Source organism: Flavobacterium urumqiense (genome assembly GCF_900108015.1).
GTDB classification, from domain to species: domain Bacteria; phylum Bacteroidota; class Bacteroidia; order Flavobacteriales; family Flavobacteriaceae; genus Flavobacterium; species Flavobacterium urumqiense.
Map to the genome: position 1 here is coordinate 1 of NZ_FNVP01000017.1, position 16787 is coordinate 16787.

At 33.3% G+C, this 16787-nt stretch carries 17 protein-coding genes; 6 read left to right on the forward strand and 11 right to left on the reverse strand.

Annotated elements, in window-relative coordinates; genetic code table 11:
• Positions 1-168: 168 nt before the first annotated feature.
• The 4 genes from ffh to C4S35_RS15665 all read left to right on the forward strand — a co-directional run bounded on the left by ffh (position 169) and on the right by C4S35_RS15665 (position 3261).
• Positions 169-1518 carry a signal recognition particle protein gene (ffh, locus tag C4S35_RS14600; RefSeq protein WP_104000888.1) on the forward strand — a complete coding sequence of 450 codons (1350 nt, stop codon included), beginning with the start codon at positions 169-171 and terminating at the stop codon, positions 1516-1518.
• A 147-nt stretch (positions 1519-1665) separates the two neighbouring features.
• The gene (locus tag C4S35_RS14605; RefSeq protein WP_104000889.1) at positions 1666-2553 is read left to right on the forward strand and encodes a bifunctional 5,10-methylenetetrahydrofolate dehydrogenase/5,10-methenyltetrahydrofolate cyclohydrolase; all 888 of its coding nucleotides are present in this window, start codon (positions 1666-1668) and stop codon (positions 2551-2553) included.
• A gap of 46 nt (positions 2554-2599) precedes the next feature.
• Entirely contained in the window at positions 2600-3007 is a 408-nt protein-coding gene (locus C4S35_RS14610; protein ID WP_104000890.1) for a DUF1801 domain-containing protein, read from the forward strand.
• A gap of 89 nt (positions 3008-3096) precedes the next feature.
• The gene (locus C4S35_RS15665; protein WP_159916775.1) at positions 3097-3261 is read left to right on the forward strand and encodes a hypothetical protein; all 165 of its coding nucleotides are present in this window, start codon (positions 3097-3099) and stop codon (positions 3259-3261) included.
• A 13-nt stretch (positions 3262-3274) separates the two neighbouring features.
• Here the strand turns inward: C4S35_RS15665 and rluF are convergent, their stop codons facing one another.
• The 4 genes from rluF to C4S35_RS14630 form a co-directional block, all read right to left on the reverse strand.
• Positions 3275-4087, reverse strand: coding sequence for a 23S rRNA pseudouridine(2604) synthase RluF (gene rluF / locus C4S35_RS14615; protein WP_104000891.1), 813 nt, complete (start codon positions 4085-4087; stop codon positions 3275-3277).
• 202 nt (positions 4088-4289) lie between these two features.
• Positions 4290-5138 (reverse strand): alpha/beta fold hydrolase, encoded by an 849-nt coding sequence (locus C4S35_RS14620; protein ID WP_104000892.1) that lies wholly within the window; start codon positions 5136-5138, stop codon positions 4290-4292.
• A gap of 38 nt (positions 5139-5176) precedes the next feature.
• Complete coding sequence (locus C4S35_RS14625) at positions 5177-5956, reverse strand: zinc ribbon domain-containing protein (RefSeq protein WP_104000893.1); 780 nt, start codon at positions 5954-5956, stop codon at positions 5177-5179.
• Positions 5957-5959: 3 nt separating this feature from the next.
• Complete coding sequence (locus C4S35_RS14630) at positions 5960-7054, reverse strand: Nif3-like dinuclear metal center hexameric protein (RefSeq protein ID WP_104000894.1); 1095 nt, start codon at positions 7052-7054, stop codon at positions 5960-5962.
• 95 nt (positions 7055-7149) lie between these two features.
• Between C4S35_RS14630 and lpxK the strand changes: the two genes are divergently transcribed.
• Together lpxK and C4S35_RS14640 are read left to right on the forward strand one after the other, a co-directional pair.
• On the forward strand, positions 7150-8175 hold the full coding sequence (gene lpxK / locus C4S35_RS14635; protein WP_104000895.1) for a tetraacyldisaccharide 4'-kinase: 1026 nt from the start codon (positions 7150-7152) through the stop codon (positions 8173-8175).
• Positions 8147-8959, forward strand: a complete 813-nt coding sequence (locus C4S35_RS14640) for a purine-nucleoside phosphorylase (protein WP_104000896.1) — start codon at positions 8147-8149, stop codon at positions 8957-8959. Before lpxK ends, C4S35_RS14640 begins: the two co-directional genes overlap by 29 nt.
• A 6-nt stretch (positions 8960-8965) precedes the next feature.
• On the opposite strand, the gene C4S35_RS14645 is transcribed toward C4S35_RS14640, so the two are convergent.
• The 7 genes from C4S35_RS14645 to C4S35_RS14675 form a co-directional block, all read right to left on the reverse strand.
• A complete protein-coding gene (locus tag C4S35_RS14645; protein WP_104000897.1) occupies positions 8966-11140 on the reverse strand; it encodes a tetratricopeptide repeat-containing hybrid sensor histidine kinase/response regulator in 2175 nt (724 codons plus the stop codon).
• 16 nt (positions 11141-11156) lie between these two features.
• Positions 11157-12164 (reverse strand): type I glyceraldehyde-3-phosphate dehydrogenase, encoded by a 1008-nt coding sequence (gene gap / locus C4S35_RS14650; RefSeq protein WP_104000898.1) that lies wholly within the window; start codon positions 12162-12164, stop codon positions 11157-11159.
• A gap of 71 nt (positions 12165-12235) precedes the next feature.
• On the reverse strand, positions 12236-13105 hold the full coding sequence (lipA, locus tag C4S35_RS14655) for a lipoyl synthase (RefSeq protein WP_104000899.1): 870 nt from the start codon (positions 13103-13105) through the stop codon (positions 12236-12238).
• Between the two features lie 341 nt (positions 13106-13446).
• Complete coding sequence (locus tag C4S35_RS14660; RefSeq protein WP_104000900.1) at positions 13447-14268, reverse strand: energy transducer TonB; 822 nt, start codon at positions 14266-14268, stop codon at positions 13447-13449.
• 152 nt (positions 14269-14420) lie between these two features.
• The gene (locus tag C4S35_RS14665) at positions 14421-14972 is read right to left on the reverse strand and encodes an RNA polymerase sigma factor (protein ID WP_104000901.1); all 552 of its coding nucleotides are present in this window, start codon (positions 14970-14972) and stop codon (positions 14421-14423) included.
• Entirely contained in the window at positions 14963-16069 is a 1107-nt protein-coding gene (locus tag C4S35_RS14670; protein ID WP_104000902.1) for a glycosyltransferase, read from the reverse strand. The genes C4S35_RS14665 and C4S35_RS14670 overlap by 10 nt, the downstream gene beginning before the upstream one ends.
• Before the next feature lie 100 nt (positions 16070-16169).
• Positions 16170-16784, reverse strand: a complete 615-nt coding sequence (locus tag C4S35_RS14675; RefSeq protein ID WP_104000927.1) for an FMN-binding negative transcriptional regulator — start codon at positions 16782-16784, stop codon at positions 16170-16172.
• Positions 16785-16787: the final 3 nt, after the last annotated feature.

Sequence of the window (16787 nt, forward strand, 5' to 3'; positions counted from 1 at the left end):
AAATCCTGTTACAAACGTTTTTTTATTGTCTAAAAAACGACTCTGATCAAAATAAGGGGTGTTTTTCAGTGCTCTCCTTAAAAAGACAGCCTCTTTTTATTTATAATACTATTTAAACTTCAAAATCAAATGCTTAAATTTGCACCTTAATTAAAGAGAAAAAAAATTATGTTCGATAATTTAAGCGATAAATTAGACAAAGCCTTCCATATACTAAAAGGTCACGGAAAAATCACCGAAGTAAACGTAGCCGAAACTTTGAAAGAAGTTCGCAGAGCTTTACTTGATGCCGATGTCAACTTTAAAATTGCCAAAGATTTTACCACTAAAGTAAAAGAAAAAGCCATTGGACAAGACGTATTGACTACACTTCAACCAGGACAATTGCTGGTTAAGTTGGTGAAAGACGAACTTACGGAATTGATGGGTGGCGATGTTGCGGGAATAAACCTTTCTGGAAATCCAACCGTAATTTTAATGGCGGGTTTACAAGGATCTGGAAAAACAACATTTTCCGGGAAACTAGCGAATTATCTTCAAACCAAAAAGAATAAAAAACCACTTTTGGTGGCTTGTGATATATATCGTCCAGCGGCAATTCAGCAATTATATGTTGTTGGAGATTCAATAGGTGTTGAGGTTTACTCAGAACCAGAAAATAAAAACCCTGTAGAAATTGCTCAAAATGCCATCAAACACGCTAAAGCAAATGGCTTTAATATAGTGATTGTGGATACAGCTGGTCGTCTGGCTGTAGATAAAGAAATGATGGATGAGATTGCTAAAGTTCATATAGCGATTGAGCCACAAGAAACTTTATTTGTAGTTGATGCGATGACAGGTCAAGATGCGGTAAATACTGCTAAAGCTTTCAACGATATATTAAATTTTGATGGGGTTATTTTAACCAAATTAGATGGTGATACTCGTGGTGGTGCTGCTATATCAATTAAATCGGTAGTGAACAAACCTATAAAATTTGTTGGTACTGGTGAAAAAATGGATGCTATTGATGTGTTTTATCCTATTCGTATGGCAGAACGTATCCTTGGAATGGGGGATGTTGTGTCTTTGGTAGAGAGAGCGCAAGAGCAATTTGATGAAGAAGAAGCAAGAAAAATCCAAAAGAAAATTGCTAAAAATGAATTTGGTTTTGATGATTTCTTATCTCAAATTCAACAAGTAAAGAAAATGGGTAATATGAAGGATTTGGTAGGAATGATACCAGGTGCTTCAAAAGCTATGAAAGATGTTGAAATTGAAGATGATGCTTTCAAGTATATTGAAGCGATCATTCACTCAATGACTCCGGCGGAGAGAAGCAAACCCGCTATAATTGATGTCAAAAGAAAAGCCAGGATATCAAAAGGTTCCGGAACCAAAATAGAGCAAGTTAATCAATTGATGAAACAATTTGAGCAAATGAGCAAAATGATGAAAATGATGCAAGGACCAGGAGGAAAAAACCTCATGAAAATGATGGGTGGAATGCCGGGTGGTATGCCAGGAATGCGATAATTATTTGGGAAAGGTTTAAAAGTTCAAGTTCTTGAAATTTTAAACCTTTCCTTTTTGAAATACAATTACACAACTATTCAGTGATGAAGTTTTATTTTTCGATTCCAATGAAAACATTAAACTTTTAAACTTTAAACTAAACTTAAAATGCAATTACTAGACGGAAAAAAAACTGCGGAAGATATTAAAAGTGAAATCGCTTTAGAAGTACAAAAAATGAAAAACAATGGGGAGAAAGTACCTCATTTAGCAGCAGTTATTGTAGGTAACGACGGAGCGAGCTTAACGTACGTTGGAAGTAAGGTGAAAGCATGTGAACGAGTAGGTTTTGAGTCCACTTTAGTGAAAATGCCAAGCACTACATCTGAAACGGAACTGCTTAAAAAAATAAAAGAATTGAACGAGGATGATAATATTGATGGATTCATTGTTCAGTTACCGCTTCCAGAACAGATTGATGAACAAAAAGTATTAATGGCCGTTGATCCAAGTAAAGATGTTGATGGCTTTCATCCGGAGAATTTTGGAAAAATGGCGTTAGACATGAGTACTTTTATTCCGGCAACTCCTTTTGGAATTTTAGAATTACTAGAAAGATACGGAGTAGAAACTAAAGGAAAACATACTGTAGTAATTGGTCGTAGTCATATAGTGGGAAGACCAATGAGTATTTTGATGGGAAGAAAAGGATTTCCTGGAAATTCAACGGTAACTCTAACACACAGTTACACTAAAAATATTGAAGAAATAACCATTCAGGCGGATATCATCATTACGGCTCTTGGCGTTCCTAATTACCTAAAAGCGAATATGGTGAAAGAAGGAGTTGTTGTTATTGATGTTGGTATTACTCGTGTTCCTGATGAAACCAATGAAAAAGGATATGTAATCACCGGTGATGTTGATTTTGAACAAGTAAGTAAAAAATCATCGTTTATTACTCCAGTTCCGGGTGGAGTTGGACCTATGACGATTGCCATGTTACTTAAAAACACACTTTTGGCAAGGGAAATGAAAATTTTAAAATTTGAATAATAAAAAATACTTTGCCTATTCATCCTAATAGGCTTTTTTTATCCTTATGGGAAATATACAAAAATTAGAATTTAAAACGACGGAGGAGTTTCTAGAGTATCTGAGTGAAGAAGAACTGGAAATCGTTCTTTTTCTGCGTAAAATTATTTTGGAATGTATGCCCGATTGTAAAGAGAAATTGGCTTACAATGTTCCTTTTTATTATCGCCACTCCCGAATTTGTTATATTTGGCCGGCTTCCATTCCTTGGGGGAAAGTTGAAAAAGGAGTGGCGATTGGTTTCTGCAAAGGCGCTTCATTTTTAGACGAAACTTTTGAAACCACAAGATTTGCTTCAAAACAAATTTTCAATTCTGTTAGTGAAATTGATGTTGCATCATTGAAGCAACAAATCTATGAAGCAATTTTAACAGATAACCAAATTGTTAAAGCGCGACGGAGAAAAATTCAGTAGGGCTAAATTCCTACTTTTATTTTTTACATTAGACCATGTTTGTACTATTTTTTTTGTAAATTTATCTTTTTAAAATAAAAATTATAAAAATGAAAATTTCAAACAGAGATATAAAAATATTTTTCTTAGGTTTTCTTACCCTTTTTATCATAGAAACTATCTACGACTGGGATTCTACAGTTGGTTCTATTAAAAGAGGTTATCATGATGGCTATAATTTCGAATCAGATACAAATTCTGCTAAAGCCAAATAGATTTTATTAAAAATTAATAATCTCCTCGCCCTTTAAATCTCGGATCATCTCTTTTGATGAATTCCGTTTTTCTTTTAGCAGGTTCCGCTTTCGGTAAACTTGCTTCTTCTGTTTTGCTGGAAGGCTCAATCAATTCGTTCAATTCTTTGATTTCGGCATCAGTCAGATCACGGTATCTTCCAACAGGGATATCCAGTGAAATATTGATAATTCGGATGCGTTTTAAAGCCGTAACATCATACCCTAAATATTCTGTCATTCTACGAATTTGACGATTTAAACCTTGTGTCAAAATAATTTTAAAAGTGAATTTACTAATTTGTTCCACTTTACATTTTCGGGTAATGGTGTCCAAAATTGGAATTCCATTTCCCATTCTTTCGATGAAACGATCTGTAATAGGTTTATTTACCGTAACCGTATATTCTTTTTCGTGATTGTTTCTGGCGCGTAATATTTTATTAACGATGTCACCATCGTTAGTCATGAAGATCAATCCCTCACTCGCTTTATCCAATCTTCCGATAGGAAAAATACGTTTGTTATAATTGATGTAATCTACAATGTTGTTGCGAACATCTAAGTTTGTGGTGCATTCAATTCCTACTGGTTTGTAAAAAGCAAGATAAACGGGTTTCTCATTTTTCTCACGGATTAGTTTACCGTCAATACGCACTTCATCATCTGGGGAAACTTTAGTACCTAACTCCGGAACGACTCCATTGATGGTTACACGACCTTCTTCAATGATTTTATCGGCTTCGCGACGGGAGCAATACCCAGTTTCTCCTATGAATTTGTTGAGGCGTTTTAGATTTTCTTCCATACTGCAAAAGTAATGAATTTGGAAATACTTACAGGAGTTTAGTCTAATCTTTGTTATTTTGACTGGGAAGAAATATTATGATTCTGTCACATTAAAGTTGAATTCTTGATTTGATAAAAGTTAAAATAGTAAAAGGTAACTTTTAAGGAATTGATGCAGTATAGAGGTTACCAGTTACTTCAGAAAATGAAGAATAAAATTACTATTCTGTTTCAAATAAAAAATGAATTACTTTTTTATACAATTGTTCGTCATGCATGCTATGACCTAGGCCGTTCGTTTCGATGAAAATTGAATCTTTCCATGTGGCGGCTATTTTTTTCCCCTCTTCAAATAAAACAATTTTATCATTTGTATCATGAGCTATCAACCCTTTTGTCTTTATTTCAGAGGCAAATTGCTTAGCAGAGAATTTTTCCAGTTGTAACTTAAAATGTTTTAGGTAATGTGCTTCGAGTCCTTGGGAAATTTTAGAATTTAAACTCAACATTGCAATGTAATTATTAAGAATAATTTTGAAATCACTTGGAGATCCTAAAATCACTATTTTCTCAATGCTGTTATTTTGATAAACGGATTGGTAATACAAACACGTTTTACCTCCTAAAGAATGACCAATGAGGTATCGTGGTTTGAATTTTTGGACTACATAGTCAATAGACTTTGCATATTGGGGGATATTAAATTCCTTTCCACTTGATAGGCCATGAGCAGGAGCATCAATTGCTATGATGGTACTACCAGTTTTTTTTAAATAGGGTAACATTTTTTTCCAGCGTGCGGCATTACTTTCCCATCCGTGTACGAGTAGTATAACCGTACTATTTCCTTTCCATGTATACGTTTGAATGTTATGTCCGTTATGCTGAAAAGTTTCAGTTTTTGTTTCCTGTAGAATTTTAGGAAGCTTAGCTATCGTTAGTCTGCCTTCCCGAGGCTCGCTAAAAAGAGAATAGGCAAGTTGGGTCGCTTTGTCAGGAAATACGAAGCTTAATAAATTTATATATAATCCGACAGATTTGGTGAACAGGTAATAAAGTGATTTTTTCATAAAAAAAAGTCCCGATATGAATCGGGACTTAACTGTAATTAGAATTTAGAAAATAATTTTTCCATTTTTTCTTTTTCTTCGTCAGCCAATGAACTATCGACTAATATTCTTCCGGAATGCTCATCAGTGATGATTTTCTTTCTTGAAGCAATTTCTACTTGTGTTTGCGGTGGAATAGTAAAGAATGATCCAGCAGATGCGCCTCTTTCAATAGAAACAACGGCTAAACCATTACGTACACTTGTTCTGATTCTATTGTAAGCTTTCAATAATCTTTCTTCGATTAATGCTTGGTATTCTGCTGATTTTTCTGTTAAAAAAGCTTCTTCTTTAGCAGTCTCGGACATAATAGCGTCCAATTCTGATTTCTTATGTTTCAAGTGATTAGATTTAGTTTCTAATCTTTCTTTTGATTGAGAAATCACTTCTTTCTTATGTTCAATAGAAGCTTTCATTTCTTTAATTTGTTTTTCCGACAATTGAATTTCTAATTCTTGAAATTCAATCTCTTTAGTCAACGAATTAAATTCTCTGTTGTTACGAACGCTTTCTTGTTGTTTTGTGTATTTCTTGATAGCCTCTTTGTGCTCATCAATCGCATTCTTTTTTACCTTGATAAGATCTTCGATAGTTTCAAGTTCATTTTTCAATTTTTCTGAACGCGTGCTTAAACCTGCAACTTCATCTTCTAAATCTTCTACTTCTAGAGGAAGTTCTCCTCTTACGTTTCTGATTTCGTCAATTCTAGAGTCAATTAGTTGTAAATCGTAAATTGCTCTTAACTTGTCCTCAACACTTAATTCTTTCGTATTCGCCATATTCTATAAGTACTTAACTGGATTTGAATTTTCTTCTGATAAAATAACTGCAAAATTAAGGATTTTTTTCCGAAGATACTCAACAATATAATTTTTTGTATAACGTTCGCTTTCAAAATGTCCGATATCGGCCAATAAAAGCTGATTTTCTGCTTCATAAAACTGATGATACTTTAAATCGGCCGTTAAAAACACATCAGCTCCAGCTTGAATTGCATTTTTTATGGCAAAACTTCCAGCTCCACCAAGCACAGCTATTTTTTTTACTTTTTTCCCTATAAAGTTGGAATGTCGAATGCCATCAGCTTGCATTTTCTCTTTTGCAAAAAGCAGAAATTCTTTTTCTTTCATGGGATTTTTCAATTCACCAATCATTCCCAAACCAATATTCTGATGTTTGTTTTGCAATTCATAAATTTCATAGGCTATTTCTTCATAAGCATGACTTTTGAACAATGCTTTTAGAATTTTATTTTCTAAATGCTTTTCGAAAGTGACTTCAATTTTGATTTCGTCTCCTTGAACAAACTCAAAACGTTCACCAACTTGTGGATTACTGTGTTCATTTCCCATATAAGTTCCAATTCCTTTCGAATTAAAACTGCAATTTTCATAATTGCCAATCCTTCCGGCACCAGCGTCAAATAATGCATTTCGCACTTCTTCTGCATTCTCCGGAATAGTATACGTTACTAATTTCCGAATAAAATTTTGCTTCGGAATAAGGATTTTGGTGTTTATCAGACCCAGCGCGTCACAGAAAATTTTATTTACACCTTCTTGATGATTGTCCAAAGCAGTGTGAACAGCATATATTGCTACGTCATTTTTTATGGCTTTGATTACTACTCGTTCCACATAATTTTTACCCGTTATTTTTTTCAATCCAGAAAATAAAATGGGATGAAAACAAACCACCAAATTGCATTTTTTAGCGATTGCTTCGTCAATTATATTTTCTAAAGCATCATGACAAACTAAAACTCCAGTTGCTTCTGATTCCTGATCACCAACTAACAATCCTACATTGTCAAAATCTTCGGCGTAGGCGAGGGGTGCCATTTCTTCCAGCGCGGAAAGAATTTCTTTTATTTTCATGATTTTTTAGTTTTAGCCTAATGTTTAATGTTGATCAACATTAAACAAAAGAAACAAAATTTTAAATCAAAGATAATTTATTCTACTTTCGTAAAATGAATTTACTTCGAAAAATACTATTCCCGTTTGCCATATTATATGGTATCATAACGACTATTCGGAACTTTCTTTTCGATAAAGGTATTTTGAAATCATACTCATTTGATTTGCCTGTTATTGCTGTAGGAAATCTTAGTGTTGGCGGAACAGGGAAAACTCCCCAAATAGAATATTTAATTCGGTTGCTTGCTAATAAATATAAAGTTGCCACATTAAGTAGAGGTTATAAAAGACAATCGAAAGGTTTTATTTTGGCGGAAGCCAGTTCAAATGCGGCAATTCTTGGCGATGAACCTTTTCAGTTTTATAAAAAATTTGCAGCTATCAAGGTTGCAGTTGATGCAAATCGACAGAACGGAATAGAACAATTGCTTTCTCTTCCAGAAAAGCCGGAAGTTATTTTGTTAGATGATGCATTTCAACACAGAAAAGTAAAAGCGGGTTTCTATATCTTGCTTACTTCCTATGGGGATTTGTATTCGGATGATTTTATGTTGCCAACCGGAAATTTACGCGAAAGCAAAAGTGGAGCAAAAAGAGCTGACATGATTATTGTGACGAAATGTCCTTTTAATCTTTCTATTGACCAACAGAATGAAATTAGAAATAGATTAAAGGTTTCAGCAAATCAAGAATTATACTTTACTTTTACAGCGTATGACAATTTTATTTATGGAGAAAACCGAAAGATAAATGTAAATGAAATTCAAGCTGGTGCTAAATTACTGATGGCAGGAATCGCAAAGCCCGAGCCATTTTTTGCCCATTTGCAAGACAACAATGATGTCTGTTTGTCTTTTCCGGACCATCATAATTTTACCAAAAAAGACGTTTTAGAAATTAAAAATTTAGCTCAAAATAACATTATTATCACTACCGAAAAAGATTATGTACGATTAAAAGGAAGGTTGCCAAGCGAACAACTTTTCTATTTACCCATACAAAGTTCGTTTCTTTCTGGAAGTGATGATTTTGATAAAAACATTTTAAATTATGTGGGAACAAGTACAAGAAACCGTTAGTTATATCAAAGAAATTATTAATTTAAGCCCAGAATACGGAGTGATTTTAGGATCAGGATTAGGAAGTTTTACGGATGAAATGAAGGTAGAATATACCCTGCCTTATAATGAAATTCCAAATTTTCCGGTATCGACAGTTCAAGGTCATAAAGGAGCATTAGTTTTTGGAACAATTGGAGAAAAGAAAGTGGTTGCTATGCAAGGACGATTTCATTTTTATGAGGGATATTCTATGAAGGAAGTAACTTTTCCGGTGCGGGTGATGAAGTTTTTAGGTGTTGAAAAATTAATTGTTTCCAATGCTTCCGGTGGAGTAAATCCAAATTTTAAAGTGGGGTCAATCGTCATTATTAAAGATCATATCAATATGACTCCCGAGCATCCGTTACGTGGAAAAAACGATGAACGTTTTGGACCTCGTTTTGTAAATATGAGCGAACCTTATTCGAGAAAGATGATTGCTAAGGCCAAAGAAATAGCATTGGATTTAAACATTGAAGTTTTTGACGGTATTTATTATGGACTACAAGGACCAACTTTTGAAACTTTAGCGGAATATCGAATGGTAAAAATTCTTGGAGCAGATTGTGTAGGAATGTCAACCGTTCCCGAAGTAATCGTGGCGCGTCACATGGATCTTGAAACTTTCGGAATCTCTGTTATTACAGATATGGGAAATGAAGAAAGTATCGATACTATTTCGCATGATGAAGTATTGGAAGCAGCAAAAAAAGCAGAACCAATGGTACGAAGTCTAATCAAAGAATTGATTTTGAAATATTAGATACCATTAAACATAATTCGCAATTGTACTATAAAATTCTTCGGGAATGAATGGCTTTGTGATAACATCATTCATTCCAAAGGATAACAGGATTTCACGATTTTCATCTAACGATATGGCTGTAAGAGCAATAATTGGCGTTTTTTGATCAAATTTTCTAATTTGTTCCGTTGCTACCGTACCGTTTATACCCGGTAAATGAACATCCATCAGGATTAAGTCAAATTTATTGTTTCTGGCTGTTTCTATAGCTTCTTCGCCATTATCAATTATATCACAAATAATCCCTTTGTTTTCCAGCATTTTTGCAGAAACCATTTGGTTGATTTTATTATCTTCCACTAAAAGAATTTTTTTATTCATTAAAACAGAATCATCGTAGGTTTTAATTCTTTCTTCCACTTTTAATAAATCGGAACCGATATTAAACTTTAGTTCAAATGAAAAAGAGGATCCTTTTCCCACAACACTCTTTAGAGTGATACGACCACCAAGAGTTTTAATTATTTTTTTAACGATTGTCAATCCTAATCCAGTCCCTCCATATTTACGATTTACCTCTATTGAACCTTGAGAAAAACTATCAAAAACACTTTTTAATTTGTCTTCAGGAATTCCAATCCCGGTATCAGTCACTTCAAAATATATAGTAGCATTTTCGCTCTCCAGCAATTTTAGTTTTGTACTGACACTGACGATACCATTTTTGGTAAATTTTAAAGCATTATTAATCAAATTCATCATTACCTGTGACAATTTTGTAGGGTCGCCAATCAAAAAATCAGGAATATCCGAATCAATTTTAAGAATAAATTTGTTGTTATTTATTAAGGCTAATTCTTTTAAAGAGTTTTGTATATTTTCTAATAATTGTTTAACATTGAAATTGATGTATTCTATTTCAAATTTATTAGAGTCAATTTTATTTATTTCCAGAATTTCATTTATAAACTTTGTCAGATAGTCCCCTGAAAATTTTAATGATGACAAGTAATTCATTTGTGATTTTTTTGGTTTTTCTTCCAATAATAAATGAGTAATACCATTTATGGCATTCAAAGGTGTGCGAAGTTCATGGCTTACCGTCGATAAAAATTCGGATCTTGCATTAGAGGCTTTCTCCGCTTTGTCTTTGGCGATTTCTAATTCTTTATTTTTTTCTTTTAACATCAGATTGGATTGAGTTCTGATGATATTATTTTTATATAAAGACAAACTCAATAAAGATAAAATCGAAATTAAAGAAATTGCAAGTATACTGATGAGTTTAGAGAATTTGTTAGCCTTTTCCTGCTGTTTATTTTTTGAATCGATTTGTGTAATTTCTTTTAATCGTTCGGATTCTTTAAATTTATCGTAATCATCTATTTCGAGTCTTTTGTTATTTAAAATGGAAATACTCTCTTTTAGATTTAGATGTTGTTTCAAGTAGGAGTACGCATTGTTTTTATCTAACATTTTATAGTGCACAGAACTTAATGCGAGCAAAACATTAGATTGTTGCTCTGTGTTTTTATTTTTAATGCTCAGTTCTAATGCTTTATTGAGATAATTTAAAGCTAAATTATTTCTGTCTTTCGTCTCTTCAATAGTGCCAATCTGGTATAGGGCTTCCGCTCTTGAATTCAATAATGTTTCGTTATCCTGTTTGGCTATTATTGTTTTGAAAATTGCTGAAGCTAAATCATAATTTCCTTCAGACTTCCTTATTATGCCTTGTTGCAGGTTAAGTAAATTGCTTATTTCCTCAGAGTCTGATCTTCTTAGTTCGGTAAGTATTGATTTTGTATTATTGAAAGAAATTTCGGCATCATTAAAATCTTTTTTTTCAATATAACTTAAGCCCAGATAATAAATACAATAAGCGTAATTGGAACTTGGTTCTAATTTTTTATAAAATTCAATGCTGTTATGAAAGGTTTTTATAGCATCATTATATTTTTTTAAATCAAAATATATTTTGCCTAATCTAAATGTTTGATCCGCCTGAGCTTCGATATTGCGTGTTACTTTCGAATAATTTATAGCTTTTTGTGTATAAAATAAAGCTTTTTTGTAACTATCCTCTTTGATGTTTAAGTTAGACAAATTAAGATAATACTGGATACTATCTGTTTTCTCATTGGTTTGAGAATACAGAAACGAATTACAAAAAAAGATAAAAACAAAGAAGTACTTCATTTATAGCTGAATTGTTTTATGTTTTATTTTTACGCTCCATCAAAAGTATCAAATCAATTATTCGAGATGAATATCCTATTTCATTGTCGTACCATCCAACAACTTTTACCATTTTGTCAATAACAGAAGTCAATAGAGCATCAAATATACATGAATTTTTATTACCAATTACATCTACAGAAACGATTGGATCTTCCGTGTAATCGAGAACTCCTTTTAAATTAGTTTGTGCTGCAATCTTGAAAGCAGCATTTATTTCATTTATGGTGACTGCTCGTTTTACATTAAATGTAATATCGGTTAGAGAACCATCAGGAACGGGTACTCTAATTCCACATCCACCAATTTTCCCTTGTAAATCAGGAAAAATTTTTGTCAATGCCTTAGCTGCACCTGTAGTTGTAGGAACTATTGATTGACTTGCACCTCGGGCCCTGCGTAAGTCTTTATGGGGCTGGTCATGTAAACTTTGGTCGGTCGTATAAGAATGAATGGTTGTAATATAGGCTTGTTCGATTCCACAAAGTTCATCAATAACTTTCATCATTGGTGCGGCATTGTTTGTTGTGCAACTCGCATTAGAAACTATAGTTTCGGTACCGTCAAGAATGTTTTCGTTCACACCCAAAACGACAGTTTTTATAGTGTCAACCTCAGAAGGTGCGGAAAGAATTACTTTTTTGGCACCAGCCAAAATATGGGCATTTAGTTCTTCAAAAGTCTTAAATTTTCCAGTTGATTCAATTACACAATCTATATTTAGACTTTTCCAATCCAGTTTTGAAATACTTTTTTCATGAAAAAACAAAAAATGGTTTCCATCGATAGAAAAACCATTTTCATCCTCAATTACGTTATAGGGCAACACTCCGTGAATACTGTCGTATTTCACTAAATGGGCCATTGTTTTTGTATCGGCAATATCATTTATGGCAATCACTTCAATATCGGGATGGTTTAAAAGAAGCCGAAATAAATTTCTTCCTATTCTTCCAAAACCATTTATGGCAATTCTTGTTTTCAAATTTTAGTTTACTGTTTGAAGTTTGAAGTTCAAGGTTAAAAAACTTTAAACCTTAAACTTTAAACCAAATTTTATAGAATGTGTTTCTGCGCTTTGTAAGAAGAACGAACTAACGGACCGCTTTCTACATGACGGAAACCCAATTCCAAACCATATTTTTCATATATCGCAAATTGATCTGGTGTTATGAACTCTTTTACAGGCAGATGTTTTTTACTAGGTTGCAAGTATTGACCTATAGTAACAATATCTACATTTGCATCGCGCAAATCTCTCATTGTTTGAAAAACTTCCTCTGCTTTTTCTCCAAGTCCAAGCATAATTCCAGATTTAGTTCTGTTAATACCTTTTTCTTTTAAGTATCTCAAAACTTCCAAACTTCTATCATATTTGGCCTGAATACGTACTTCACGAGTCAATCTACGAACAGTTTCTACATTATGCGAAACTACTTCGGGATTGGCCTCCACGATTCTATCAATATTTCTTTCGATACCTTGAAAATCAGGAATCAAAGTTTCCAGAGTGGTATTAGGATTCATTCTGCGGATAGCTTTAACAGTTTCGATCCAAATAATAGATCCCCCATCTTTCAAATCATCTCTGTCTACGCTGGTAATAACGGCGTGTTTAATGTTCATGATTTTTATGGAGCGCGCCACTTTTTCAGGCTCATCCCAATCTACGGTTTCTGGTCTTCCGGTTTTTACACCGCAAAAACCACAAGAGCGGGTACAAATATTTCCCAAAATCATAAATGTAGCAGTTCCTTCTCCCCAGCATTCCCCCATATTGGGACAACTTCCTGAGGTACAAATCGTATTAAGACTATATTTATCAACTAAGCCACGCAGTTCTGTGTATTTTTGGCCAATTGGAAGTTTTACCTTCAACCATTTCGGTTTTCCAATCGGTAAAGTATTTTCTAAAACAGTTTCCATATATCAATTTTCAAAGCACAAAGATAAGGAATGTAGTTTATTTGTAGATTCGTTTATTTGTTTATTTAAAGGAAGGAAAATAGAAGATTTTGGAGCAGAATATTCGGTTTTTTTAAGAAATAGTTGTCCTGCTTTCCGTTCTATTTACTCTAATTGTTTGTCCCTCACAATTACAGCGCGGGATGCTCCCAAGGCTTCGGGGCAAATAAAGGCTAAAGTAGTACTTTTTTGTCGTTTCAACAGTGTAAAATGCGGCAGTCATTTTTTACAAACGTATATTTCAGAAACTAATTTTCAACAGAAAAGCAGAATCTTTCGACGCTGCTTTTCTTATTTTGTAATTAATCCATTTGGACTGTAATGGGTAGATTATAGGCAGTTCGTACTGGTTTTGAACCAATCATTCCCGGTGACCATTTTGTTTTCAATGATTTCAATACTCTTATAGCTTCTTTGCCTAATCCATAACCAGGATCCCTTTTTACTTGGATATCAGTCATGCTGCCGTCTTTTTCAATTACAAAGGAAACATCAACACGAATAGTGTTACCACCATCAATTTCTCGTTTTTCAAAATTATTTCCAACATAAGTATAAAACTTATTTATTCCTCCCGGGAATTCAGGAAGTTTATCTAGCGCAACACTAGCTACAATAGTATTTCTTGGGTCAACAGGATTGTCAGTTGTTGTTCCTTGCCCGTTGGAGGAAGTCGGATTTACTCCAATGGCAGGTGTTTCTTCAGTAGTTGTATTTGTAACCGTAGCATTATCCGTGTTCGTGGCTTTGTCTTGGTTCGCTTGTTGTGCTTGTACAATTTCAGGATTCACAAGTTGGTCACTTTGAATAGGTGCTTCGGTATTCTTTGTTTTAACTTCGGGAAAAATTGGTTTTTCTGTCTCCTGAAGTTGATTGGGTATAACGTCAGTTACGTTGACTATGGTATTTGTGAGATCGGGTAGTGTTATCCTATTTTCAGGATTAAAATAATTTAGAATTATAGGAATGCTCAACACGGATGTTAAAAGCAAAATTCCCATAAAGAAAGCGAACAAAGAAGTTTTAGTGCTTTCTTTGCGCAATTGATACGCTCCGTATTCTTTATTTTTATATTGAAAAACAAGATCAATCCAGCTGGTTTCGTAAATACTTAATTTTGACATGGTTTATGGATTTAATGGTTAAGTATCAGTTAAATCATACGCGTATGTTGTTTTAATTAACAACGTAAATAACAGGAATTGTAGTATGTAAATAGAGAAGTTTTTTAGTTTATTTTTAAATAGCGATCTAATTAACCGCAAAAACAGAAATACTATCTTTTATTCTGAATGATTTCTGCCAATAGTTTCTTGGCGCGGAGGAGTTTTATTTTTATATTACTCAAGGGTTCACCAATTTTATTGGCAATTTCCTGATAAGTCATTTCCTGAAAATAACGAAGTTGAATTACTTCTTGATAATGCGGTTTAAGCTCTTTGATGAACCGAAGTAACTGAGAAAGATTCTGTTCCGTAATCAATTCATCTTCGGCCGATGGAGTAGTGTCAGCAATATTATAGGCTTGTTGGTCTTCTTCATCTGTAATTTCGACAAAAAGACTTGATTTCTTTTTTCGAAGTAAATCGATGTGGACATTTTTTGCAATAGCAATAAGCCAAGTATTAAACTGAAATTCCGAATTATAAGTTGCTATTTTGTCAAAGGCTTTCGAAAAAGTTTCAATAGTGATATCCTCAGCATTGGTTTCGTTTTCCGTGCGTTTTAGCATGAAACCATACACTTCGTTCCAGTAATAATTCAATAGAAAAGTGAAGGCAACTTGGTCACCTTGTTTCGCTTTTTCTATTTGTTTGTTTATTTCCAATGTACCGGTTTTGAGAATGTATTTGTTATAAAGATATTAATTTGTGTGAATATAAGTACTAATTCGATTATTGGATACCAATATACCACATCTTTTTCTTTTAATTTCCCTGCCGAAAACCCAATAACGATCCAGGCTGTAATATATCGCAGGCAAAATAAGCCTAATACTATCATCCACTGAAACTGAAAAGCTAGTAATACGATGGCCAGTAGTATAAAAAGCAACTGCGAGCAATAGAATATTCCTAACTGAAATTTATCGAACTTTTTGTAATAGTTTGCCGTAGCAATATGTCTTCTTTTTTGTATGATCCAGTCTTTGTAAGTTGTTTTTGGCTTAGAATAAGTGAAACTTTCAGGCATAAATGCAATGGTAGTGTTTCTTGCGTTTGCAGCTTGATTGACAAATAAATCATCATCACCGGAACGAACTTTCATGTGTTCTATGAAACCATTTACATTAAAAAACTCTTCTTTTTTATACGCTAGATTCCTACCTACGCCCATATACGGATGACCCATTTTTGCCCAGGAAAAATATTGAATGGCTGTAAGTAAAGTTTCAAAACGAATTATTTTATTCAGAAATGAATTAGCGATTTTCTCATATTTACCATAGCCCAAAACAATTGTTTTTTGCATTGTAAATTGAGAACTCATTGCGGTAATCCATTCTTTTGATGTAGGATAGCAATCAGCATCGGTAAATAATAGATATTCTTTTTTTGCAGCCTTTATTCCTAACGTTAATGCGTATTTTTTGTTGCCCCAAAAAGCTTCATTATTTTGCACTTTTACCAAACGTATATTTGGATATTGTTTTTCAAAACCTTCAAATATAGCTAAGGTATTATCATTTGATGCATCGTCAATTAAGACAATTTCAAAATCTGGATAGTTTTGTTCAGCGAGTAACGGAATAAAATTTATTACGTTTTCTTCTTCGTTTTTGGCACAAATAATAACCGATATCGGAATTTTTTTGGGCGTTATCTTCTGAACTTTTGCGAAAGCAAATTTCCCGAAAAAACCTAAATAAAATAAAATCTGAACGGCAACAATAAAAATAAAAAAGTAAAGAATGATTATAAGCATCGGAGTTTAATGAGTTTCTAATCCCACAATTTCGGGAGAATGCAAAGGTATGAATAGAAATTATGAATTGTTAATCATAAACGGTGAATTTTAAAAGAATTTATCGTGGACATTTCTTCATTTCATTTGCGACAGCAATGGACTGATTTTTATTAGTTTTTTCCAACTCAGAAATGATGTTTTGATAGTTTTTATCGTCACGGTTTTGAGACATTTTTTGTTGTGCCTGAATTTCTTCGATTTCTATTTCAAAAGCTACAATTCCTCGACTTTGCATCATGGTTTTCTCAGATAAATCTTCTATTCGGACAGGATTCTGTGAATTTTGTTCGTATTTATCGACTAGTTTTTTCAATGATTCGATAACTGCATCCCCTTCGATAATTTTTATTTTTCCGTAAACATGAACTGCAATATAATTCCATGTTGGTACATTTTCGTGATCATACCAAGACGGAGAGATGTAAGAATGTGGTCCTGAAAAAACGGCTAATATTTGGTCATTCTCCGCGAAACCTTTCCATTGTGGGTTTTCTTTAGAAATATGTCCTTCTAAAATTGTTTTTCCTTCTTTATTGATACCCAGTTCTAACGGAATATGAGTTGCCCACAATTTTCCATTGGTTTGATTGATTAGAATACCAAAGCTATTTTCTCTTAGAAAAGCGGTAATGGATTCTTGATTTTCGTTTTTGTAGATATCTGGAATGTACATATT

Excerpts from the sequence above, each read along its gene's own strand:
- ffh (WP_104000888.1), top strand. The coding sequence starts at position 169 with ATGTTCGATAATTTAAGCGATAAATTAGACAAAGCCTTCCATATACTA.
- C4S35_RS14605 (WP_104000889.1), top strand. The coding sequence starts at position 1,666 with ATGCAATTACTAGACGGAAAAAAAACTGCGGAAGATATTAAAAGTGAA.
- C4S35_RS14610 (WP_104000890.1), top strand. The coding sequence starts at position 2,600 with ATGGGAAATATACAAAAATTAGAATTTAAAACGACGGAGGAGTTTCTA.
- C4S35_RS15665 (WP_159916775.1), top strand. The coding sequence starts at position 3,097 with ATGAAAATTTCAAACAGAGATATAAAAATATTTTTCTTAGGTTTTCTT.
- rluF (WP_104000891.1), bottom strand. The coding sequence starts at position 4,087 with ATGGAAGAAAATCTAAAACGCCTCAACAAATTCATAGGAGAAACTGGG.
- C4S35_RS14620 (WP_104000892.1), bottom strand. The coding sequence starts at position 5,138 with ATGAAAAAATCACTTTATTACCTGTTCACCAAATCTGTCGGATTATAT.
- C4S35_RS14625 (WP_104000893.1), bottom strand. The coding sequence starts at position 5,956 with ATGGCGAATACGAAAGAATTAAGTGTTGAGGACAAGTTAAGAGCAATT.
- C4S35_RS14630 (WP_104000894.1), bottom strand. The coding sequence starts at position 7,054 with ATGAAAATAAAAGAAATTCTTTCCGCGCTGGAAGAAATGGCACCCCTC.
- lpxK (WP_104000895.1), top strand. The coding sequence starts at position 7,150 with ATGAATTTACTTCGAAAAATACTATTCCCGTTTGCCATATTATATGGT.
- C4S35_RS14640 (WP_104000896.1), top strand. The coding sequence starts at position 8,147 with ATGTGGGAACAAGTACAAGAAACCGTTAGTTATATCAAAGAAATTATT.
- C4S35_RS14645 (WP_104000897.1), bottom strand. The coding sequence starts at position 11,140 with ATGAAGTACTTCTTTGTTTTTATCTTTTTTTGTAATTCGTTTCTGTAT.
- lipA (WP_104000899.1), bottom strand. The coding sequence starts at position 13,105 with ATGGAAACTGTTTTAGAAAATACTTTACCGATTGGAAAACCGAAATGG.
- C4S35_RS14660 (WP_104000900.1), bottom strand. The coding sequence starts at position 14,268 with ATGTCAAAATTAAGTATTTACGAAACCAGCTGGATTGATCTTGTTTTT.
- C4S35_RS14670 (WP_104000902.1), bottom strand. The coding sequence starts at position 16,069 with ATGCTTATAATCATTCTTTACTTTTTTATTTTTATTGTTGCCGTTCAG.
- C4S35_RS14675 (WP_104000927.1), bottom strand. The coding sequence starts at position 16,784 with ATGTACATTCCAGATATCTACAAAAACGAAAATCAAGAATCCATTACC.